The following is a 22,804-nucleotide window of genomic DNA, read 5'->3' as shown; positions in this document are numbered from 1 at the left end:
GGGTAATGTTATTTTTAGTAACAAAATTACAAATGTTGTAATTCACGCTCTCAAGTTCAACATATTCCGTAAACATTAAAAAAAAACGCATTTTTGGTGATCAAAAACACAAAAAGGGAGCTTTCGCTCCCTTTTGTTTGTTTAGTTAGATTTCTATCGCAAAAAAAGTTTTTGGTAATTTTTGGTCGTTTGTTCAGCAACCTCTTTCATTGATACCCCTTTTAACTGGGCGATATAAGCCGCAACTTCGACTACATATGCAGGCTGATTCTCTTTACCACGATATGGAATTGGCGCCAAATATGGCGAATCCGTTTCGATCAGCAACCTATCTAGAGGTAGGTTTTTCACAACGTCTTTAAGTTCAGTGGCTTGTTTAAAGGTCACAATACCTGAGATCGAGATATAGAAACCTAGTTCCATTGCCGCTTCAGCGAACGCTTGATCTTCAGTAAAGCAGTGAATCACACCACCACACTTCTCTGCTCCGCCATCGCGTAAAATAGCTAACGTATCTTCACGCGCGTTACGCGTGTGGATGATCAAAGGTTTATTAAGCTCAACAGCCAACTCAACGTGCTGCTTGAACCTGAGCTGTTGTAGCTCTGCAGTCTCTGGTTGGTAATGATAATCTAGGCCAGTTTCACCAATCGCCACCACTTTAGGGTTGCTCGCGTACTCACGCATTCTTTCTAAACAGAAGTCGCTCTCTACGTCGAGAGGGTGAACGCCACACGAAGCCTTAACATTATCAAACGGCGAGATCATCTCGATCATATTTTCAAACGAATCCAGCGTCACACCGACAGAAAGCAGTTGGTCAACGTTGGCTGCTTTCGCCTTATTAACCACGTCTTCTACGCTGGTGTGTAAATCTTGATAATCCAGTTTGTCTAAATGACAATGGGAATCTACGAACATGTTTCCTCGCAAGTGGCTATCAGCCAATTCATTATGAGTAGCTCCGTATTGAGCCCAGGGTGTTGCTTTAACTGCTCAATCAATATCAGCAGTTTATTCGACGCTGCATAAGCACTTTGATAAGACATCACCTCATACAGTGCTTTCGCACTCGGAATGATAGCCTGATTAGCTAAACCAAAATGCAGCTTTTGTACATCTGACAATAAATGCCAAAGCCAGCTAAGTTGAATCAAAGGGTCTTTGCTAAGCTCTGTAGAGAACTTCAGCATGTCGGGTTGAGTGCCTTTTATCACATTCACAAAGCCATCGAGCGCTTTTGTTGAAGCTTCGACGCCACCTTGATCAAACATTGCTTTCGCTTTCAGGGGGGCGTTGTCGTTCAATGTCAGTATGTACTGAGGAACCGTTTTACCAACTTCTCCATTTAACCATGCCGATCCTGCATCCAATTGTGGACACACCACATTAAATTGCTGGCAACGGCTAAGAATAGTTGGCATTAAGCGATTACTGTTGCGCGTTGAAAGGATGAAAATACAATTACTCGCAGGTTCTTCCAGTGTTTTCAACAGCGCATTAGACGCCGATTCATTCATCGCTTCAGCTGGACTCAGCAAAATGACACGCAAGCCACCCAACTGTGACGATTGTTGAGCCCAGCGGTTACTCGCACGCACTTGGTCAACGGTAATCGATTTACCTTCTTTCTCAGGTTCGATCACATGGAAATCAGGGTGACTCCCCGACTTCATTAATTCACAGCTGTGACAAAAGCCGCACGCTTCACTTTCGTAGTTAACACACATCAGTGCCGACGTGAGCTGACTAACCAGCGCTTCCACACCAAGCCCGTCAGGCGCATTAACGATCACAGAGTTAGGAAAACGTTCTGCATCGAGACTTTTTTTCCACTCACTCCATACAGGTGTGAGCCAAGAATAAACTTCAGCCATGACTACCTACTGTTTATCGAGCCAAGCACCTAGCGCAACTTTAATATCAGCAGCCACTTGCTCAATCTCTTGCTGTGCATTAACCACAAGAACCGTTTCGTCTTGTTCTGCAATCTCAAGGTAACGTTCACGCGTGCGATCGAAAAATGAGATGTCCATTTTTTCAATTCTATCAAGCTCACCACGGCCTCTGGCACGCTCTAGTCCTACTCTAGGGTCTAGGTCCAAATATAGTGTTAAATCTGGCTTAAAGCCGCCTAGCGTGGTTGCTTTCAGTGATTCCATAGTGCTACGAGCGATCTGACGACCACCACCTTGGTATGCTTGAGAAGACATATCATGGCGATCACCCAACACCCATTTACCACTGTCTAGTGCAGGCTTGATGACGTTTTCTACTAATTGAACACGCGCTGCGTACATCAGCAGCAACTCAGTCATGTCTTGCAGCTTCTCGCCCTCGTGTTCTTCTTTGACCAACGAGCGCATCTTCTCGGCAAGCACGGTACCACCGGGTTCACGAGTATTAACGATGTCAGCGACACCAGCTGTTTTCAATGTCTCAACGATGGCATTGATTGCTGTACTTTTGCCAGCACCTTCAAGGCCTTCAACCACGATAAATTTCGACTGATTCATAATTCTTTCTTTATTTGTTTTTTCTTAATTGCTTTAAGTAAGCTCGTACTGCACGGTTATGCTCAGTCAAACTCTTTGAAAATACGTGACCGCCGGTTCCACTCGCAACAAAATAAAGGTAGTTGCTCTTCTCTGGATTCAGAGCCGCGTTGATAGACGCTTTACCCGCCATCGCGATCGGTGTTGGCGGTAAACCGCTCATTGTATAGGTGTTGTACGGCGTTGGTGTGCGTAGATCTTTCTTACGAATATTGCCTTTGTAGCTATCGCCCATGCCGTAGATAACCGTTGGGTCAGTTTGCAAACGCATACGCTTGTTCAAGCGGTTAACGAATACAGAAGACACACGCTCACGCTCAGAAGCGACAGCAGTCTCTTTCTCGATGATAGACGCAAGAATTAAAGCTTCATAAGGCGATTTAAGAGGCAGTTTATCGGCTCTATTTTCCCACTCATCATTGACCACGTTCATTAGATCTCGGTGGGCACGTTTCAACAAATCTAAATCCGTTGTGCCATAGGTGTAGTGGTATGTTTCCGCTAAGAAAAGGCCTTCTAGCTTTTCATTTTCAATACCAAGCTTTTGTGCGATCTCTTTTTCAGAGACATCATTCAACGTCTGCTGAATGAATTCGTTGTCTTTTAGCTGAACAAGCCACTCGTCAAAACGACTGCCTTCTACAAAGGTAATGGTAAATTGGTGCTCCTTCCCTTCTACAAGCACTTGTAGCGCCTGCTCTAAGGTTAAACCCGGTTCAAGCAGGAATGTACCCGCTTTTACGTCTACAAGCTCAGGATGTAACTTACGGATTAATTTCTCATAAGGAGAAGCCTCGAAAAGCCCCTCGTTAATCAACTGGGCTAGAACGCGGTTAAAGCTGCTACCTGAAGCAACAGTCACGACTTGTGGTTTTTCTAATTGAATAACTTGTTTCAGGTTATCTTGCGCTTGGTTGTAAACATAAAAACCAGCAGCCGCGGCTGCGATTAGGCACAAGATAATAAAAATAAATAACTTTTTGATCACGAGTTTAGTTGTCCTTGAAGGCTACGAGTAACGGTTCCAATGTTGAATTGGGTATCACTAATACGGGTAACTGGGGCAACCCCTAAAATGGAGTTGGTCATGAAAACCTCATCAGCTTGCATGAGTTGAGATAAGCAGTAGTCACTAATAGTAACGGAAAGTTCAGCTTGATTCAGCGCGGTTAACACTTGCTTACGCATAACCCCAGCAACGCCACTTTGCGTCAGTTGAGGAGTGTGAATCGTCTGCCCTTTTCGCCAAAACAGATTAGCCATGGTGGTTTCAATCACGTTACCGGATATATCCAGAACCACGCCATCCACTTCACCGGCCTGATCCATTTCATCTTTCATCAAGATTTGCTCAAGGCGATTATTGTGCTTATGACCGGCCAATAATGGGCTCAAACCCAGTGCTTGTTGGCAGATACCGAGGTCTACACCGGAATCTTGCCACGCGGAATAATGATTTGGGTAATCAAATGTACTGATGGTTATCGTTGGCTTGGCGATATTCTTGGCACTGTAGCCACGACCGCCAGCCCCACGGCTAACGTGCAGCTTGAGCCCTGCTTTTTCATCATGAGGCTTGTTTTTATCTTGAAGATTCGTTGAACCATTAAGGCTCTTTGTACCAGGAAGCGCATTGTGTTGGATATGTTCAAGTGCATTATCGAGCCAAAGGTTAACCGTATTCCAATCAAGTTCGGAAATGCGTAACGCTTTAAGACAATCATCAACACGACGCTGATGATCGTGAAAATATTGAATCTGGCCATCTTGAACAAGCATGGTAGTAAAACAGCCGTCTCCATACTGAAACGAGCGATCTAAGATATCGACAGTTTGCTGACTTTCTCCATCAACCCAAAACATGTTTTTCCCCATAAAAAGAAACGGCTCAATGCTAAAGCATCGAGCCGTTTAAAAACAGTTCTAATTATGACTATCTACGATGTTTGACTCTTATATAAGATGATTAAATCTTTTTGAAGATCAAACAGCCGTTAGTACCACCGAAACCGAATGAGTTACATGCAGCATATTCCATACCGCTAACTTTACGCGCAGTGTGAGGTACTAAGTCAATATCTAAGCCTTCTTCAGGATCATCTAAATTGATTGTTGGTGGAACAATTTGATCAATTAGAGACATCGCAGTGATGATCGCTTCAGCAGAACCTGCAGCACCTAGAAGGTGGCCAGTCATTGATTTCGTAGAAGAAACCAAGACTTGCTTGCTGCCTGCTTCGCCAAGAGCACGCTTGATGCCCTTCACTTCCGCTACGTCACCTGCAGGAGTCGAAGTACCGTGTGCGTTAACATAACCGATTTGTTCACCAGTAATGCCAGCATCACGCATAGCCGCTTCCATTGCTAGTGCGCCACCAGAACCATCTTCACTTGGAGATGTCATGTGGTAAGCGTCACCCGACATACCGAAGCCAACTAGCTCACAGTAAATCTTAGCGCCACGAGCTTTAGCATGTTCATACTCTTCAAGAACCATCATGCCTGCACCGTCACCAAGAACGAAGCCGTCACGGCCTTTGTCCCATGGACGAGAAGCTTTTTGAGGCTCATCGTTACGAGTAGACAGTGCTTTAGCCGCACCAAAACCGCCCATACCTAGTGGTGTCGATGCTTTTTCAGCACCACCCGCTAGCATTGCGTCAGCATCGCCGTATGCAATCATACGAGCCGCGTGGCCAATGTTATGTAGGCCAGTCGTACATGCTGTAGAGATCGCGATGTTTGGACCGCGTAGGCCACGCATGATAGACATGTGACCCGCAATCATATTCACGATCGTCGACGGTACGAAGAACGGGCTGATTTTACGAGGGCCTTTTTCAGTTAGAGCCTTGTGACCGGCTTCGATCAAACCAAGACCACCAATACCAGAACCGATAGCAACGCCTACACGAGGAGCGTTTTCTTCAGTAATAGTTAGGGCTGAATCATCTAAAGCTTGAATACCTGCTGCGACGCCGTACTGGATGAACAAGTCCATCTTACGAGCATCTTTTTTAGTCATATACTCTTCGCAGTTAAAGTCTTTAACTAGACCTGCAAAACGAGTTGAGAAATTGGTTGCGTCAAAATGATCGATATTAACGATACCACTTTGACCAGCTAGCAGGGCTTTCCAAGAAGATTCTACAGTGTTGCCTACCGGCGACAACATACCCATGCCAGTGACAACTACACGACGCTTGGACACGATATTACACTCCGGGGATTGAGGTGATTTAAGATGAGGATAGATGAGTTAGATAAAACACAGGCGGTCGAGGTGACCGCCTGGGAGAGATTATTACTGAGCGCTAGTTACGTAATCGATAGCAGCTTGAACAGTAGTAATTTTCTCAGCTTCGTCATCTGGAATCTCAGTGTCGAATTCTTCTTCTAGAGCCATTACTAGCTCAACTGTGTCTAGAGAATCTGCACCTAGGTCATCAACGAAAGAAGCTTCGTTTTTAACTTCAGCTTCGTCTACACCTAGCTGTTCAACAATGATTTTCTTTACGCGTTCTTCGAGGTTGCTCATTTTTTCTTTTCCTTTACAGAGTTCGCTTTATGCGATGTTTTCCGTAGTTTATTCAATCTATTGAAAGTTGCAAGGTCAACTTTTCTGGTCAAACCACAATTTTCACGATTTTAACCGAAATTACGTATGATCTTGACTTAAATCATGCACAAATGTTGCACATAATTTACACCATGTACATACCGCCATTGACGTGAAGTGTTTCACCTGTGATATAAGCTGCCGCAGGTGACGCCAAAAATACCACAGCTTCAGCGATTTCGCGAGGGTCACCTAGTCGACCTGCTGGTACATTCGCCAAAGTTACTGCACGTTGGTCATCATTTAGCGCTTTAGTCATGTCAGTTTCGATGAAACCAGGTGCTACAGTGTTCACTGTAATACCACGAGACGCAACTTCACGAGCCATTGATTTAGTAAAACCAATTACGCCTGCTTTTGCAGCTGCGTAGTTAGCTTGACCAGCGTTACCCATAGTACCGACTACAGAACCAACGTTTACGATACGTCCTTGACGCTTCTTCATCATGCCACGCAATACAGCTTTAGACATGCGGAAGATAGGCGTTAGGTTAGTATCGATGATGTCATTCCATTCATCGTCTTTCATACGCATAAGTAGGTTATCACGAGTGATACCTGCGTTGTTAACCAGAATGTCAATCGCACCGAATTCATCGTTGATGGTTTTCAGTGTAGCTGCAATTGAGTCAACATCCGTTACATTAAGAGCAAGACCTTTACCGTTCTCACCTAGGTACTCACTGATTGCAGCAGCGCCGCCTTCAGACGTAGCAGTACCGATAACTTTAGCACCACGCTCAACTAAAAGTTCAGCGATTGCACGACCGATACCACGGCTTGCGCCTGTAACTAGTGCAACTTTGCCTTCTAAATTCATCATAACTTCTCTATTAAGTGTTTATTTACTTAGCAGCTTCTAGTGATGCAGTGTCATTAACTGCAGCAGCTGTCATAGTTTTTACGATTCGTTTTGTTAGACCGGTAAGAACTTTACCTGGGCCTAATTCTAGTAGCTTCTCTACGCCTTGCTCATTCATAGCTTGTACACCTTCAGTCCAACGAACTGGGCTGTACAGCTGGCGAACAAGTGCGCTTTTGATTTTTGCCGGGTCTGTTTCAGCAATAACATCAACGTTATTGATAACAGGCAGTGCCGGCGTGTTGAACTCTAGAGCTTTCAGAGCAACCGCTAGCTTGTCTGCTGCAGGCTTCATAAGGGCACAGTGAGACGGCACAGATACTGGTAAAGGAAGTGCACGTTTAGCGCCTGCTTCTTTACATAGTGCACCAGCGCGCTCTACTGCTGCTTTGTTACCCGCGATAACAACTTGGCCAGGTGAATTGAAGTTAACTGGAGACACAACTTCGTCTTGTGCCGCTTCTTCACACGCTTTAGCAATCGCTTCATCATCTAGACCGATGATTGCGTACATTGCACCAACGCCCGCAGGAACCGCTTCTTGCATCAGTTGACCACGTAGCTCAACCAGCTTGATCGCTTCTTTAAAGTCGATAACACCCGCACACACTAGTGCAGAGTATTCGCCTAGGCTGTGGCCGGCTAGGTTTGCAGGTTGCTCTAGACCAAGCTCTTGCCATACACGCCAGATTGCAACAGACGCTGTTAGTAGAGCCGGTTGAGTACGGAAAGTTTCATTTAGATTTTCTACTGGACCATCTTGAACCAATGCCCATAGATCGTAACCAAGTGCTTCTGAAGCTTCAGCAAATGTCTTTTTAACAACATCATACTGTTCGCCTAGGTCAGCAAGCATACCGATAGCTTGAGAGCCTTGGCCTGGGAATACGATAGCAAATTTGCTCATAGTAATTTTCCTTTAAGCAAAGCAAAAAATTGAATAAGGCACATAAGTTATGTGCCTTGTTTGTTGATTATCGCTTGGGGTTAGAATTTAACTAACGCAGAACCCCAAGTGAAGCCGCCACCAAACGCTTCAAGTAGAAGCGTTTGACCACGTTTAATTCGCCCGTCGCGAACAGCCTCATCAAGGGCCGTTGGTACGGTAGCTGCCGACGTATTGCCGTGCTTATCAAGAGTAATCACAACTTGATCAAGCGACATCGTCAGCTTTTTAGCGGTTGCCGAGATAATACGGTAGTTCGCTTGATGTGGAACTAACCAATCAAGCTCTGACTTATCCATATTGTTCGCCGCTAATGTGTCTTTCACTAGCTTAGAAAGCTGAGTTACCGCCACTTTAAATACTTCGTTGCCCGCCATGTGCAACCATTTGTCCGCATCACCGCCACGCTCTGGAACTTCTAGGCTTAGAAGCTCACCATATTTACCATCAGAGTAAATGTGAGTAGACAAAATACCTGGCTCTTCGCTTGCGCCAACAACCACCGCACCTGCAGCATCACCAAATAAGATGATAGTAGAGCGGTCAGTCGGATCACAGGTTTTTGACAGTGCATCCGCACCGATTACCAAAACGTTCTTACACATGCCAGTCTTGATGTGTTGATCAGCAACAGACAGTGCGTAGACAAAACCAGAACACGCCGCAGCCAAATCAAACGCAGGGCAGCCTTTGATACCAAGCTTGCCTTGTACCTGACATGCCGAAGACGGAAATGTGTGGCTACTGCTGGTTGTCGCAACGATGATTAAATCAATATCTTCTTTGTCGATACCTGCCATTTCAATGGCATTCTCAGCAGCGTAAAACGCCATATCCGCAACAGTTTCGTTTTCCGCTGAAATACGACGCTCTTTAATACCTGTTCTAGCAACGATCCACTCATCGCTAGTCTCTACCATTTTCTCTAAGTCTGCGTTAGTACGCACCTGAGATGGCAAGTAGCTGCCAGTACCTAAAATTTTGCTATACATGAAGACTAATAATGCCTCTCGAGTAAAACCGCTTCCAAACGATCGCTAATGCGACTGGGGACTTGTCGTTTGACCTCGTGTACTGCCTCACCAATCGCGTTGACGACTGCAGACACATCAGCACTTCCATGGCTTTTAATGACAATGCCGCGCAATCCTAACAAACTTGCGCCGTTATACTGGTCGGGGTTCAAGGTTTTTAATTCAGTAAATAGCTCAGAAAACAACATTCTGGCGATCCAACCCTTTATTGTTGAAGCCATCATGCGCGTTTTTAGCTTATCAATAAAGAGCTGAGCCGTACCTTCACACGTTTTTAAGCAGACATTGCCCACAAAACCATCACATACGACGACATCAGCAGCATCTTGAAGTAATTGATTACCTTCAATATAGCCTATGAAGTTCACAGACTGAGTATTCGACAACATTTCAGCGCATCGTTTTACAAGGTCATTGCCTTTGATTTCTTCAGCGCCGATATTCAAGATAGCGACACGAGGCACGCGACCTAAATGTTGTTCTGCTAATGCACTGCCCATTACGGCAAACTGAAACAGTGAATCCGCGTCACTAGAAACGTTCGCTCCTAAATCAAGCATCCATGTACGGTTGCCAGAAGCGGTAGGCAAAGCTGAAACCAATGCAGGCCTATCAATACCAGGAAGGAGTTTGAGTCGGAAACGAGATAACGCCATCAGTGCGCCGGTGTTGCCACCACTCACACAAGCATCAGCTTGTGACTCGGCAACCAGATCGATAGCAGCACGCATAGAGCTACCCTGACTGTTGCGTAGGGCCAGTGAAGGTTTTTCAGAATTGGAAATGACTCGATCACAATGCTGGATACTCAAACGAGAATCAGGCATTCGACCTAATGAAGATAATTGAGATGTGATCGCGTTTCGATCACCTATTAGAATGACTTTTAGCTCTGGGAAATACGACAGTGCCTGCACGGCGGCAGGCACTGTAACACGAGGACCGAAGTCCCCGCCCATTGCATCAAGCGCAACGGTTAGATTTTGCAAAGGTCAACCTTACTTGTTGATAACCTTTTTGCCGCGGTAGAAACCTTCGGCAGTCACGTTGTGACGTAGGTGAGTTTCACCTGAAGTTGCGTCTACAGAAAGTGCAGCTGTAGTTAGCGCATCGTGTGAACGACGCATGCCACGCATTGAACGTGATTTCTTGCTCTTTTGTACGGCCATTGACCCTACTCCTATGTAAATTCTTAAAGATACTTACTAATAAGTTACTTCTTTAAGTTTTTTAAAACATCAAATGGATTCGGCTTTTTATCTTCCTCAATTTCTTCAGGAAGTTCACCAAACACCAAGTTATTTGAGTTAACGCTACATTTCGCATCGTCGTGCATTGCTATTTGTGGCAATCCAAGGATGAACTCGTCTTCAACTAATTGAATCAGGTCTAACTCACCGTACTCGTTTAGATCTACCAAATCGTACTCTTCCGGTGCTTCCTCTTCACTTTTCTCGCTGTAAACAGGAGTATAAGTAAATTGGACATCGCACTCATGTGCGAAAACCTCATTACAACGTTGACACTCTAAATCGACTTCGACGTTAGCTTTACCAGAGATAACGACTAATCGTTGTTCATCAAGCCCAAATGACATTGAGACTTGCGCGTCACGTTTTACGCCTTCAGTTGTTTCGGTTAAACGCTTTAAAAGACTGACTTGAATGATACCATCCATATCGAGTCGTTTTTGAGCCGTTCTTGCCGGATCAACTGTACGCGGTATTTTTTCCTTTTGCATAGGGCGCGAATCTTATCTTCCAAATCGTGTTTAGTCAAAGGAAATGGCAAAAAAAATGTACTTTCCTACCTTTCCTGTTCAGAGCATTATGAATAGCAGGCTAAGTTACGTTATCCTGAACTAAATGCTTACACGAATTGTAAATTAAAATGAGAAATTACCAACTAGTTTTAGCTTCTACATCTCCATTTAGGCAAGAGATCCTCAAAAAACTACAGTTAGACTTTGTCACAGCGAAGCCTGACTGCGATGAAACGCCACTTCCAGAAGAGACTCCTCAACAATTGGTAATGCGTCTTGCTGAAACCAAAGCCAAGTCTTGTGCTGTCGAACAACCAAGCCTAGTGATTGGTTCCGATCAAGTATGTGTGATTGACGAAGAAATTATTGGCAAACCTCATACTCGTGAGAAAGCGATTGAGCAGTTGTCTCGTCAAAGTGGTAAGAGCATCACTTTCTATACTGGGATAACGGTATGGAACAGCGAGACCAGTAAAGCTGACACGCGTCTCGACACCTTTGTTGTGCATTTCCGCGATTTAACTGAGCAACAGATCATTTCTTATGTTGAGAAAGAGCAGCCTTATTACTGCGCGGGCAGTTTTATGTGCGAAGGGTTAGGTATTGCATTGTTTAAACAGATGGAAGGTAAAGACCCAAACACGCTGATCGGCTTACCTCTGATCGATTTAGTCGATATGCTTGAGGCACAAGGAATGAACGTGTTGTAAGCGATACTTACCACTCTGTTGGAGATTCCCTACTCCTTCCTTCGTCAGTCCAGGGAATGACGGAACGCGAATTTTATCTAATCCGCTAATGATATAGAACGTGACCTTAAAAAGTCGTCATCCTCAAGAGCGAGGAACGAGCGAGTTGGGGAGCTTCTGCAACATATGAAAATAAAAAAGGTTGACGATATTCGTCAACCTTTTCCATTTGATGCATATTATACTCAATTCACGAAAAATCTCGTATCTTCTTAAAGCTTACGTAAACCAGTTAAGGCTTTCTCTAGCCTTCTTTCCATTGGCGCCGAGATATCCATCTTCTCTTCGCTACCCGGGTGGGTAAACTTGATGTTGGCTGCATGTAAGAACAGACGATTCAGTCCTACTTTGCCCGTATAAGCATCGAAACGACGATCACCGTAACGATCATCCCAAGCTATTGGATGACCAGTATACTGAGCGTGCACACGGATTTGGTGTGTACGGCCTGTAATTGGGCTAGCTTGAATCAACGTCGCCTCTTGGAATTTCTCTAAAACCTTAAAGCGGGTTTCAGAAGCTTTACCATTCGGGTTCACTCGAACAATGCTATTCACTTCATTTTTTAACAAAGGTGCGTTGACGACTTTACAGCTGTTTTTCCATTCGCCCATCACTAAAGCGAAATAGTATTTTTGAACCGTTTTTTCACGGAACTGTGCTTGAAGGTGTCTTAGCGCCGAGCGCTTCTTAGCAACAAGCAAAATGCCAGACGTATCTCTATCAATACGGTGCACTAACTCAAGAAAACGAGCATCAGGGCGAAGAGCACGTAATGCTTCAATCGCGCCAAACTTCAAGCCGCTGCCACCATGAACCGCAGTACCTGATGGTTTATTGAGAATCAGCATGTGATCATCTTCATAGATGATGCACTGTTCCAATTCCGAAACCTTATTGAGTTTCGTACTCGGTACGTTCTCTTCCGTTTTCTCTTCAATAGTAACGGGAGGGATACGTACTAAGTCGCCAGCTTTTAGTTTGTACTCAGCCTTGATACGTTTCTTGTTAACGCGGACTTCGCCTTTACGCACGATTCGGTAAATCATGCTTTTCGGGATGTTTTTTAATTGGTTGCGTAAGAAGTTATCAATACGCTGACCAGCCATATCTTCGTCAATGTCGACAAATTGGACTTGGGTTCTAATTTCGCTCATTGGGTTATTGTATCACTGTCACTTTTGATAATTGAGATTTTCTTAACCCTATTCTGAACTTATTTATCTAAAATCCCGGCGACTCTATCCCTAAAAGGTCATTGAAGTTCTATATTTCTTTGATTCTTCGAACAAAAAAGCACCAAGCTTCCTGCAAATTAAAATATCAATTGATAAATTATTTATAGACAGTGAGTTAGAGCTATCAAAACCCAAACAAAAACTGTTTTTTTTACCGCATTACGACAAAGCAGATTGCTGTGTTTACCGACCACTGCTATAGTTCACAGCTGCTATCAATGGATTGACTAATATTTAAACAGCTAACCATTCATAAGCAAGTAAATGAGTAGATGACTCAGATTAGACAGTGCTGCAATCGGCGTAAGACACGGTCAACTGAGTTCCTTATCGCTCTACTCACGTACACTCATGTTGAGTATTCACCGCCACATCGCGGATCATAGGCTAACTCCCTATGATGACTGACGTGCCCCAGAGCATCCCTCTCCAGCCGGGAGGCTGCACCGATAAAGCCATGGGATCTGGCACCATGAGAAACGAACTAAAGCGATAAGACCAATGATGAAAATAAGAAAAGACAATGAGAATTTCTAAATGAAAAGAATGTTAATTAACGCAACTCAAAAAGAAGAGTTGCGTGTCGCTTTGGTTGATGGCCAGCGACTGTTCGATCTAGATATCGAAAGTCCAGGTCACGAATCAAAGAAAGCGAATATCTACAAAGGACGTATTACCCGTATTGAACCAAGCCTAGAAGCGGCATTTGTTGATTACGGCGCAGAACGTCACGGTTTCCTCCCTCTTAAAGAAATTGCCCGCGAATACTTCCCTGAAGGTTATACATACCAAGGCCGTCCTAGCATTAAAGAAGTGCTAAGAGAAGGACAAGAAGTAATCGTACAAGTTGAGAAAGAAGAACGTGGTAGCAAAGGCGCTGCACTGACAACTTTCATCTCTTTGGCGGGTAGTTACTTAGTTCTTATGCCAAATAACCCTCGCGCTGGCGGTATTTCTCGTCGTATCGAAGGTGATGAACGCACTCAACTGAAAGCAGCATTAAGCACTCTTGAGCTTCCTCAAGGTATGGGCTTAATCGTGCGTACAGCGGGTGTAGGCAAAAGTGCAGAAGAGCTTGAGTGGGACTTGAACGTTCTATTGAATCACTGGGGCGCTATCAAGCAAGCTTCTGATTCAAATGCAGCTCCTTTCCTTATTCACCAAGAAAGTAACGTTATCGTTCGTGCGATTCGTGACTATCTACGTCGTGATATTGGCGAGATTCTAATCGACAGCAATACTATTTTTGAACGTGCACAAGCGCACATTCAATTAATACGCCCAGATTTCATGAATCGCGTTAAGAAATACGATGGTGAAGTACCACTATTCAGCCATTACCAGATTGAAAGCCAGATCGAATCTGCTTTCCAACGTGAAGTTCGTCTTCCATCTGGTGGTTCTATCGTAATCGACCCAACAGAAGCTCTGACTTCTATCGATATCAACTCTGCTCGTGCAACAAAGGGCGGCGATATCGAAGAAACAGCACTTAACACTAACCTAGAAGCAGCCGATGAAATTGCACGTCAATTACGTCTACGTGACCTAGGTGGTCTTGTTGTTATCGACTTTATCGATATGACTCCGGTTCGCCACCAACGCGAAGTAGAAAGCCGTCTACGTGATGCCGTTCGTTTAGATCGCGCACGTGTTCAGATTGGTCGTATTTCTCGCTTTGGTCTTCTAGAGATGTCTCGTCAACGTTTGAGTCCATCACTAGCAGAAGCAAGCCACCACATTTGTCCTCGTTGTACAGGTACTGGTGTTGTTCGTGATAACGAATCTCTAGCACTATCTGTTCTACGTCTGATCGAAGAAGAAGCTCTAAAAGACAACACTGCGCAAGTTCTTGCTGTAGTCCCTGTTCCTATCGCTTCTTACCTATTGAACGAAAAACGTCGCTCAGTAAACCACATCGAGAAGAACCAAGAAGTTAAGATCACTGTAGTTCCTAACTCTGACATGGAAACACCGCACTTTGAGGTTATCCGTGTTCGTGAAGGTGAAGAGTTCGACCTACTGTCTTACTTGCTGCCTACCAAGCTAGAAGCTCTAAAAGAAGCAGAAAGCAAAGAGCCTGCAGAACAGACTATTCGTCCTAAGAAGATCGAAGAGCCAGCTCTTAAAGGCTTCGCAGCTCCTGCTCAATCAGCACCGACTCCTGCTCCAGCTCCTAAAGCTGTAGAAGAGAAAAAAGCTGAATCAGCAGCGACTCAAGAACCAGGTTTAGTTGGTCGTTTCTTCAAAGCTATCGGTAGCTTCTTATTTGGCTCTTCAACTCAAGAAGAGAAAAAAGAAGAAGAGAAGCAAGAAGAGAAACCTAAGAACAATCGCAACAACGGCAACCGTCAACGCCGTGATCGTAACGATAACCGTCGTCGTAACCAACGTGGTGACCGTGGTGAACAACGTGGTGAGCGTGGTGACAATCGTAACGAAAACCGTGACAACAAACGCCGTCGTAAACCAGTTCGTGATGAGAAACCTGAAGAGCAGAAAGAAACTGCTCCACAGCAAAATCGCCAGCCTCGTAAGCCTAAGCAAGACCGTCGCAATAAGTCACGTGATGAGCAGAAGCAACGCGAAGAGCTAGCACCATCTAAATTAGCAGAAGAAGGTCTACAGCTAGCGGCAGAAGCTCAAGCTGATAAACTAGAAGCGCCTAAGGCTAAGCCAGAAGCGAAAGCAGCTAAGATTAAAGAGCGTCGTCAGCGTCGTAAACTGAACAAACAAGTTCGTATTAAAGACCAACAAGCTGAAGCTTCAGAAAACTCGTCAAATGAGTCTGCTGTTGCTAAAGAACAGTCTATTGCGAAAGAACAATCAGTAGCTCAAGAGCAAAAAGTTGCGGAACAAGTAGAAGCAACTCAAGCAAACGCTGATGAACAAACAGAACAGGAAGAGCCGAAGCAACGTCGCAACCGTCGTTCTCCACGTCACCTACGTGCAAGTGGTCAACGTCGTCGTCGCGGTCGTGATCGTCGTCCTAACCCATTCCGCCTACGTAAAGGTGGTGTAGCTTCTCCAGAGATGGCTATGGGTAAAGTGATGCCTCGCTTCATTCCAAAACCTCACCATAATCAGGCAAAACCTGAAGTGGCTGAAGTTCAAGTAGCAGTTGAAACTCAAGTTGCTGTACAAGAGCAAAACGTAGCTCAAGAGACGGCACCACAAAGTAACACAGCTATGGCTGGCGGCTTTGCATGTCCTGAACTTGCGATGGGTAAAGTCATTATCCGCCGTGAAGAAGCTGAAACTGTCGTTGAAACTCAGGTAACTGAAGTTCCTGCGGTAGTTGAAACTGAGAAAGTTGAAACTCCAGTGATTGCTGAAACTGCGAAAGTTGAATCGCCTGTTGTAGCAGAAGCTGTGCAAGTAGAAGCAACACCAGTTGTTGAAGCTGAAGCACCTAAAGCTGAAAGTGTAAAAGTAGAAGAAGCTCCTGTGGTAAAAGCAGAAGCTCCTAAAGCGGCACCAAAGGCAGCTGTTGCTAAAAAACAAGCAGGTTCACCAATGACTAAAGCTCCTGGTCCTCAAGAGATCAAAGAGATTCAAGTTGTTGCGGCTCCATTCCGTACTGAGCGTTTTGTATCGAAAGGTGCAGGTAGCCAAGCAGCGTCAAATAAAGCCGGCGCAGGCATGACTAAACCTCAATACTAATGAGCTTCGCAGAGTAATCTGCAGAGAACTATCTAAGGGCGACTTATTCATAAGTCGCCCTTTTTTTATATCCACAGTTCCGATTAGTTATAATAGATATATTGCTCAAAATAGGGTTCAACCTTGAACTTAATCACATTTTTGGGTAGCATTCGCGCACTTATATTTTCGACACTTAGCTATTGCCGCTCTTTTTCATCACTGTTTGGCTACGCAATACACTCGTGTCGGTAAACCCATTTTAAGCATAGCTGAGCAAACATGTTCGAATTCCCACAATTTTCAAAGCACTCTGTAAAAAATGATGTGCTTTCAGGTCTTACCGTAGCCTTAGCTCTAGTACCTGAAGCCGTAGCATTCGCCTTTGTTGCAGGCGTTGACCCAATGGTTGGTCTTTACGCAGCATTCATCGTAGGTTTAATCACTTCTGTCTTCGGCGGTCGTCCAGGTATGATTTCTGGTGCAACTGGCGCAATGGCTGTTGTAATGGTTAGCCTAGTAGCAACCCATGGCGTTCAATACCTATTTGCGGCAGTTATGCTAGCCGGCCTTCTGCAAATTGCAGCGGGTGTATTTAAGCTAGGTAAATTCATCCGTATCGTTCCGCACCCAGTAATGATTGGTTTCGTGAACGGTTTAGCGATCGTTATCTTCTTAGCGCAGCTTGGACAATTTAAAGCACCAGACGTAACAGGTGCGCTAACTTGGTTACCAAGCGGTCAAATGACACTAATGCTAGGTCTAGTCGCACTCACTATGGGTATCATCCACTTCCTACCTAAGCTCACTACAGCAGTACCTTCTTCATTGGTAGCTATTGTTACAGTAACAGCTTTGGTTGTAGGCCTTGATCTTGAAACTCGCACTGTTGTTGATTTCCTACGTACTATGTCTGGTGACGAAGCAGCAACACTAGCGGGCTCTCTACCAACATTCTCTATTCCAGCAGTACCGTTTAGCCTAGAAACGCTATACATCATCCTGCCTTACGCAGTGATTCTTGCAGCGATTGGTCTAATCGAATCACTACTAACGCTAACCGTACTAGACGAAATGACAAACACTCGTGGCCAATCTAACCGCGAATGTGTTGGTCAAGGTATGGCGAACGTGACGTGTTCAGTATTTGGCGCGATGGGTGGTTGTGCGATGATCGGTCAATCGATGATCAACGTAAACTCAGGTGGTCGTGGTCGTCTTTCAGGTATCGTAGCGGCAGTTGCACTACTGATGTTCATCCTGTTCGGCTCTGCACTGATTGAAATGATTCCTCTAGCAGCACTTGTGGGCGTTATGTTCATGGTTGTTATCGGTACGTTTGAATGGGCAACCTTCAAGTTGGCACGTCGCGTTCCTAAGCAAGACTTCTTCGTTATCGTCCTTGTAACTGTAGTTACAGTACTAACAGACCTTGCGGTAGCAGTTGGTGTGGGTGTTGTTGCTTCTGCACTAATGTTTGCATGGCAACATGCTAAGCACATCTACGCAGACACATCGGTTAACGCTGAAGGCTCTAAAGAGTACAAAGTTAACGGTCCAATCTTCTTTGGTTCAACCGCTAACTTCCTTGAGTTGTTTGACTCATACAACGATCCACAAGATGTTATCGTTGATTTCGCAAACTCACGCGTTACTGACCACTCTGCTATTGAAGCGATCGACACGATTGCTGACCGTTACGCGGCACTAGGTAAAACACTTCACCTTCGCCACCTAAGCCAAGACTGTGTTGCTATGCTGCACAAAGCCGGTAGCTTAGTTGAAGCGAACGTTGCAGAAGACCCAATCTACAAAGTAATGTCTAAGTAAGCTTAGTCATAGCTTAAAGCTAGATTTAGAAAGGCCGACATTCAATGTCGGCCTTTTTTATATCGATGAACCTTGATACTTTATCGCCCACCAAGAACACAGCCTCTACACTATATTGAACGCAGTATCGCTTCGCTCGACTCTTCGATTAAATCCAACACTAATTCAAAGCCATTCCCCTCACCATAATAAGGATCGGGAATTTCTTGATATTGTGACTCTCCAAAACTCAAAAATAACGCGAGCTTGTATTGGAGGTGAACTGGACACTGGCTCACTAAGTCATCTAAATTCGCCTTGTCTGCCGCAAGTATCAGGTCAAACTCTTCGAAGTCATTATCTACCACTTTACGAGAAGTAATCCCTTTAAAGCTGTAGCCTCGCTTCTCTCCTGCTGATTTTGAACGTGAGTCTGGCGCGTTGCCTTGATGAAAGCCAATTGTCCCAGCGGAGTCGACCGTTACATTAATATCCATCTGCTGAGCTTTCTTTCTCAGCACCGCTTCACCTGTTGGCGAACGACAAATATTCCCCATACAAACCACGAGTATCTTTTTCATCCGTAATCACCTGTTCTTCCGATGGTTTTTGCTATCGTTAAGTTAGGCTATGATAGGCGTAATCACAACTTAAAAGGATTTGTTATGTCGACCGAAGACAACAAAGAACAACGCCATAAAGCAAGACAACAGAAAGTAAAAGAGCAAGTCGATGCACGTGTTGCAGCAGCGCAAGAAGTGAAAGGACTGTTATTGGTTATTACTGGCAACGGTAAAGGGAAATCGACATCAGGTTTCGGTACGATTACACGTGCAGTCGGTCACGGTAAGAAATGTGCCGTTGCTCAGTTTGTAAAGGGAACTTGGGATAACGGTGAAAAGAACGTTCTTCAAAAACTCGATGTAGAGTTCCAAGTGATGGGTACAGGCTTTACTTGGGAAACTCAAAGTAAGGCAAAAGATATTGAAGCCGCACAGCGCGTATGGAAAGAGTGCCAACGCATGCTAGCTGATGAGTCGATTGATGTAATTCTGTTTGATGAGCTGACGTACATGGTGAGCTATGGCTACATTGAATTGGATGAAGTGGTAGAAGCTCTGAATAACCGCCCTAAAATGCAATCAGTGATCATCACAGGCCGTGGAGCGCATCGAACTTTAACGGACATGGCCGATACCGTGTCTGAAGTTCGTAACGTTAAACACGCTTTTGAATCTGGTGTTAAAGCTCTGCAAGGCGTTGACTGGTAATTGCATTCAACCAGAGATCCCCGACTCGGTCATTCTTCCCTCTCGAGGATGACGACCACTAGACTGTCACGCCCTTGAACAAGGCACTAATACCTATCGTCATTCCCTAATGCGAGGGGCGAGCTTCATAGGGAATCTCTCTTGGGTATTATCGGCAGCCAAACAAAAGCGCCATTCCTCGTAATAAGGAATGGCGCTATTTATATGCTATTTATTTAAAATGGCGATTAGTTAAACAAGCCTTTGAGTAAACCATTGACTGCATCTCTAGTTTTCTCATCTTTGATCTTGTCACCGTATTTTTCTTCAAGTTTCTTAATACCGCGATCAATCTCTTTTTCAGCTTTCTGTTTCAACACATCATCAAAAACAAGCCCAAATTTCGGGTCAGCCCACTGGCCGGTTACCTTAATTGGAATCGTCACATCTTTGAGATCATCAATGCTCTTACCACCCTGGCCTTCAAGCGAACCAACAATTGACGTGCGAACCAGGAAGTCGACCGTTTCATTGATGAAGTTTGCTTTACCTTGACCTGTCACGCGTAAAAGAGGCGACTGTGCCGATAAGTCGTTCGTTGAAACCCAACCTTTATCAACCTTGAGTGTTGCTTTCATTGCACTAAAATCTGTCTTTTGAGACTCATCTTTGCTTTCGACTTTTTCGCCTTTGATCTTAGCGTAGTTTTCTCTAATCAGTTGCGCGATGTTGATGCCATTAACCGCACCATCTTCAAAGTTAATCGCAATAGTACCTACCAAGTTCTTCTTGATTCCTGTTGGCGTCAAGCTCTTACCTTTAACGTTAACATCGATATTACCGGTACCTTCCAGCGTATCGTTGTTCGCTACGTCAACCAGTAACGGTTGTACTTTTACGCCTTTAATCTTTTTCTTAGCCGTGTAAGTCGCAGGCGTCTTGCGTGCATCTAATCGTGCTGTTGCCGAGATAGAGCCTTGGTAAAGATTCGAGGTAAACGATGTCAGATCTGCGATACCACGGTTAACTGAGAACGCCGTTTTCACGTTCTGCATTTTTGCGTTGTTCGCCTTGAACTTATCGATTGTGATATTACCTTTCACATCGAGCGTTTTCAGAGCTGACAGATCAGGTTCTACTTCTTTCGCAGGAGCCGAGTTATCTGAACTTGACGTCGAAGAAGCTGTAGTATTTGAAGTTGAGCCACCAGCAGAATCAGAAGGCGCAGCGCTCGCTGTTTCTTCTGTATTACCTAGGCCTAAGAACTCATCTAAATCGATGTTCGGGCTATGAAGAGAAAAACGAACCTTTGGTATTTCAGATAAAGTGATGTCCGCTTTACCGTCTAGTGCGATAGCGTTAGCTTGCAGCTTCTCTAGCACAAAGCTCAAGTGACTCTTCGTTAGATCAAAGCTTAAGTCAGACAGCATATCCACTTTCATTGGTGATTGAGGAAGCGTTTCACCTTTGAATGTTGAGTCTAATGTTAACTTGTTCAGTGTAACTTTTGAGATCGCGCTATCGACAGTTAAGTCACCGCCACCTTTAAGATCAAGGTCAAGACCAGCAGCATTACCAATCACCGCATAAGTCAGTTGGTTAACCTTATCGAACTCAAACGTATTTAAGCCAATCTTCGCTGACTCGATCGACGTTGGTGGATCATTGAACTTCGCATTAAGGTCAATATTTCGTAATGCGTAGCTTGCAAAGCCTTCCGCTAATTTGAATTCAGCACTGCCATTTGCAGAGAACTTCTGTTGGTTGTTTTCACCAGAAGCCGCAAATGTCGCGGTCGTCCATGTATCAACGGCAAACTCAGAAAGACTCAAAGACACATCGTATAGCTTAGTGAATGAACCTGCTTGCTTGTCGTCCATCTCAAACAATGCGTTTGAGACTGTTACACCTGCAAGATTGATCGTCCAGCCAGATGTGTCTGTAGAAGTTTGCTCTTGAGGCGCCGGTGTTGCTTCAGAACTTGTATCCGCTGCAGGTTCAGACTCCTTAGGAGCAGACACTTGTGTGAGCGCATCGATGTTCTTGCGACCATCTTTAAGCGTTTCTAAATAAAATTCTGCACCATCTAGAGTGATATTGCCGATCTCTAGTTGATTGCTAAATAGCGGAGTAACCGAAACATCAACGCCAACCGTATCAACCTTAAACAGGTTTGGTTGAGTGAACCCTTCAGGGTTACGTAATTCAGTTTGACCAAGTTCGAAGCCAATAGATGGGAAGAATTGCCAACTGATATCACCCTCGATCACGAGCTCTAGGCCTGTGTGTTTTTGGGCTTGTTCGACAATTAATGGCTTAAATTGGTTGGGATTCACTAACAGCACTAGTGCCAGAATTGCTGCAACGACAACAAACACTGGTACAGCTATGAAAATGAGTAGTTTCTTCATCCGCATATTCCTTGCTTAGATTCCAAAAGAAAGTGGCACTATAAAAGTGCCACTGATTCGGTAAAAAATAAAGCTAAGTGAGTCACTTAGGCAAAATTTTGTTCGATTAAGACTTCAACAACTTCGCAATATGCGCTTTTAGCACATCAATCGCAATACGGTTTTTACCACCACGAGGAACGATGATGTCTGCATGTTGTTTTGAAGGCTCGATAAACTGCATGAACATTGGGCGTACTGTTTCTTGGTATTGTTTAAGTACCGTATCCATTGTTCGACCACGCTCTTCTACATCACGCTTAACACGACGTAGTAGACAGATGTCCAACGGTGTATCCATAAATACGCTTGCGTGCATTAGTTTACGAAGACGCGGGTCTGTCAGAAGCAGAATACCTTCTAAAATGATCACTTTCTTAGGAGTAAGTGTAGTCGTTTCAGAAGTGCGTGTGTGCTCTGTGTAGCTGTATTCAGGAACTTCTACGGCATTGCCACTCATTAGCTGCTGTAGATGTTCGCATAAAAGGTCATGATCTAGTGCATTTGGGTGGTCGTAGTTAGTTTTAACTCGCTCTTCCATACTCAAGTGACTTTGGTCGCTGTAATAGCAATCTTCCGTGATAACACCAATTTGATGGTCGCCTACTTTTTCGCGCAGCTCATTATAAATCGTACTCGCGATCAGGCTTTTTCCTGAAGCTGAAGCGCCAGCGATACCTACGATGACACATTGATTATTATCAGACATTAATTTGCACCCGATATGGTTTGGTGGTGGGAATAGATAAACCGCCTGATTATAGGGGCTAAAGCATATAGATTCTAGTCGCGATGTTAGCTAATTGCAGTCAAATTGATGATCTCAATACATTTACTTAAAACAATCGTTTGCTTTCAAATAACTTAAATACAACTATATGCACAACC

21 protein-coding genes are annotated in these 22,804 nt (G+C 44.5%); 4 read left to right on the top strand and 17 right to left on the bottom strand.

What is annotated here, in order from left to right; all coding sequences use genetic code 11:
* Nucleotides 1-153: 153 nt before the first annotated feature.
* The 13 genes from AB6D07_RS11625 to yceD all read right to left on the bottom strand — a co-directional run bounded on the left by AB6D07_RS11625 (nt 154) and on the right by yceD (nt 10,757).
* On the bottom strand, nt 154-921 hold the full coding sequence (locus AB6D07_RS11625) for a TatD family hydrolase (RefSeq protein WP_017102819.1): 768 nt from the start codon (nt 919-921) through the stop codon (nt 154-156).
* A complete protein-coding gene (locus AB6D07_RS11620) occupies nt 912-1,877 on the bottom strand; it encodes a DNA polymerase III subunit delta' (RefSeq protein WP_017102820.1) in 966 nt (321 codons plus the stop codon). The genes AB6D07_RS11625 and AB6D07_RS11620 overlap by 10 nt, the downstream gene beginning before the upstream one ends.
* Before the next feature lie 6 nt (nt 1,878-1,883).
* Nucleotides 1,884-2,516 carry a dTMP kinase gene (gene tmk / locus AB6D07_RS11615; RefSeq protein WP_017102821.1) on the bottom strand — a complete coding sequence of 211 codons (633 nt, stop codon included), beginning with the start codon at nt 2,514-2,516 and terminating at the stop codon, nt 1,884-1,886.
* Between the two features lie 10 nt (nt 2,517-2,526).
* Nucleotides 2,527-3,543: an endolytic transglycosylase MltG gene (mltG, locus tag AB6D07_RS11610; RefSeq protein ID WP_012603571.1), complete on the bottom strand. Its 1,017-nt coding sequence runs from the start codon at nt 3,541-3,543 to the stop codon at nt 2,527-2,529.
* Entirely contained in the window at nt 3,540-4,418 is an 879-nt protein-coding gene (pabC, locus tag AB6D07_RS11605) for an aminodeoxychorismate lyase (RefSeq protein ID WP_017102822.1), read from the bottom strand. The genes mltG and pabC overlap by 4 nt, the downstream gene beginning before the upstream one ends.
* Nucleotides 4,419-4,521: 103 nt before the next feature.
* Nucleotides 4,522-5,766: a beta-ketoacyl-ACP synthase II gene (fabF, locus tag AB6D07_RS11600; protein ID WP_004736554.1), complete on the bottom strand. Its 1,245-nt coding sequence runs from the start codon at nt 5,764-5,766 to the stop codon at nt 4,522-4,524.
* A gap of 93 nt (nt 5,767-5,859) precedes the next feature.
* The gene (gene acpP / locus AB6D07_RS11595; RefSeq protein WP_012603569.1) at nt 5,860-6,093 is read right to left on the bottom strand and encodes an acyl carrier protein; all 234 of its coding nucleotides are present in this window, start codon (nt 6,091-6,093) and stop codon (nt 5,860-5,862) included.
* Nucleotides 6,094-6,259: 166 nt separating this feature from the next.
* A complete protein-coding gene (gene fabG, locus AB6D07_RS11590; RefSeq protein WP_029222897.1) occupies nt 6,260-6,994 on the bottom strand; it encodes a 3-oxoacyl-ACP reductase FabG in 735 nt (244 codons plus the stop codon).
* A 25-nt stretch (nt 6,995-7,019) separates the two neighbouring features.
* Entirely contained in the window at nt 7,020-7,943 is a 924-nt protein-coding gene (gene fabD, locus AB6D07_RS11585; protein WP_017102823.1) for an ACP S-malonyltransferase, read from the bottom strand.
* 80 nt (nt 7,944-8,023) lie between these two features.
* On the bottom strand, nt 8,024-8,974 hold the full coding sequence (locus tag AB6D07_RS11580) for a beta-ketoacyl-ACP synthase III (protein ID WP_010437276.1): 951 nt from the start codon (nt 8,972-8,974) through the stop codon (nt 8,024-8,026).
* Nucleotides 8,975-8,979: 5 nt separating this feature from the next.
* Entirely contained in the window at nt 8,980-10,005 is a 1,026-nt protein-coding gene (gene plsX / locus AB6D07_RS11575) for a phosphate acyltransferase PlsX (RefSeq protein ID WP_012603565.1), read from the bottom strand.
* Nucleotides 10,006-10,014: 9 nt separating this feature from the next.
* The gene (gene rpmF, locus AB6D07_RS11570) at nt 10,015-10,185 is read right to left on the bottom strand and encodes a 50S ribosomal protein L32 (protein ID WP_004737376.1); all 171 of its coding nucleotides are present in this window, start codon (nt 10,183-10,185) and stop codon (nt 10,015-10,017) included.
* Between the two features lie 44 nt (nt 10,186-10,229).
* The gene (gene yceD, locus AB6D07_RS11565; RefSeq protein ID WP_004733994.1) at nt 10,230-10,757 is read right to left on the bottom strand and encodes a 23S rRNA accumulation protein YceD; all 528 of its coding nucleotides are present in this window, start codon (nt 10,755-10,757) and stop codon (nt 10,230-10,232) included.
* Nucleotides 10,758-10,906: 149 nt separating this feature from the next.
* Between yceD and AB6D07_RS11560 the strand changes: the two genes are divergently transcribed.
* A complete protein-coding gene (locus AB6D07_RS11560; protein WP_009848611.1) occupies nt 10,907-11,488 on the top strand; it encodes a nucleoside triphosphate pyrophosphatase in 582 nt (193 codons plus the stop codon).
* A 251-nt stretch (nt 11,489-11,739) separates the two neighbouring features.
* Here AB6D07_RS11560 and rluC read toward each other — a convergent pair whose 3' ends face one another.
* The gene (rluC, locus tag AB6D07_RS11555) at nt 11,740-12,684 is read right to left on the bottom strand and encodes a 23S rRNA pseudouridine(955/2504/2580) synthase RluC (RefSeq protein WP_017099038.1); all 945 of its coding nucleotides are present in this window, start codon (nt 12,682-12,684) and stop codon (nt 11,740-11,742) included.
* A 618-nt stretch (nt 12,685-13,302) separates the two neighbouring features.
* Here rluC and rne point away from each other — a divergent pair.
* Both rne and AB6D07_RS11545 read left to right on the top strand, forming a co-directional pair.
* Nucleotides 13,303-16,428, top strand: a complete 3,126-nt coding sequence (gene rne / locus AB6D07_RS11550) for a ribonuclease E (protein WP_017102824.1) — start codon at nt 13,303-13,305, stop codon at nt 16,426-16,428.
* 261 nt (nt 16,429-16,689) lie between these two features.
* Nucleotides 16,690-18,237 carry a SulP family inorganic anion transporter gene (locus AB6D07_RS11545; protein WP_017102825.1) on the top strand — a complete coding sequence of 516 codons (1,548 nt, stop codon included), beginning with the start codon at nt 16,690-16,692 and terminating at the stop codon, nt 18,235-18,237.
* A gap of 110 nt (nt 18,238-18,347) precedes the next feature.
* On the opposite strand, the gene AB6D07_RS11540 is transcribed toward AB6D07_RS11545, so the two are convergent.
* Nucleotides 18,348-18,797, bottom strand: coding sequence for a low molecular weight protein-tyrosine-phosphatase (locus AB6D07_RS11540; RefSeq protein ID WP_017099041.1), 450 nt, complete (start codon nt 18,795-18,797; stop codon nt 18,348-18,350).
* Nucleotides 18,798-18,881: 84 nt separating this feature from the next.
* Between AB6D07_RS11540 and cobO the strand changes: the two genes are divergently transcribed.
* Complete coding sequence (gene cobO, locus AB6D07_RS11535; RefSeq protein WP_029222898.1) at nt 18,882-19,487, top strand: cob(I)yrinic acid a,c-diamide adenosyltransferase; 606 nt, start codon at nt 18,882-18,884, stop codon at nt 19,485-19,487.
* A gap of 227 nt (nt 19,488-19,714) precedes the next feature.
* Here the strand turns inward: cobO and AB6D07_RS11530 are convergent, their stop codons facing one another.
* Together AB6D07_RS11530 and udk are read right to left on the bottom strand one after the other, a co-directional pair.
* On the bottom strand, nt 19,715-21,877 hold the full coding sequence (locus tag AB6D07_RS11530) for an AsmA family protein (RefSeq protein ID WP_017102827.1): 2,163 nt from the start codon (nt 21,875-21,877) through the stop codon (nt 19,715-19,717).
* Nucleotides 21,878-21,983: 106 nt separating this feature from the next.
* Nucleotides 21,984-22,625: a uridine kinase gene (udk, locus tag AB6D07_RS11525; RefSeq protein WP_004734002.1), complete on the bottom strand. Its 642-nt coding sequence runs from the start codon at nt 22,623-22,625 to the stop codon at nt 21,984-21,986.
* Nucleotides 22,626-22,804 lie beyond the last annotated feature (179 nt).

The sequence above is a fragment of the Vibrio sp. 10N.239.312.C11 genome, assembly GCF_041466065.1.
GTDB classification, from domain to species: domain Bacteria; phylum Pseudomonadota; class Gammaproteobacteria; order Enterobacterales; family Vibrionaceae; genus Vibrio; species Vibrio tasmaniensis_A.
The sequence above is the reverse complement of the archived record's forward strand: the minus strand, read 5'-3'. Positions and strand labels throughout refer to the sequence as shown.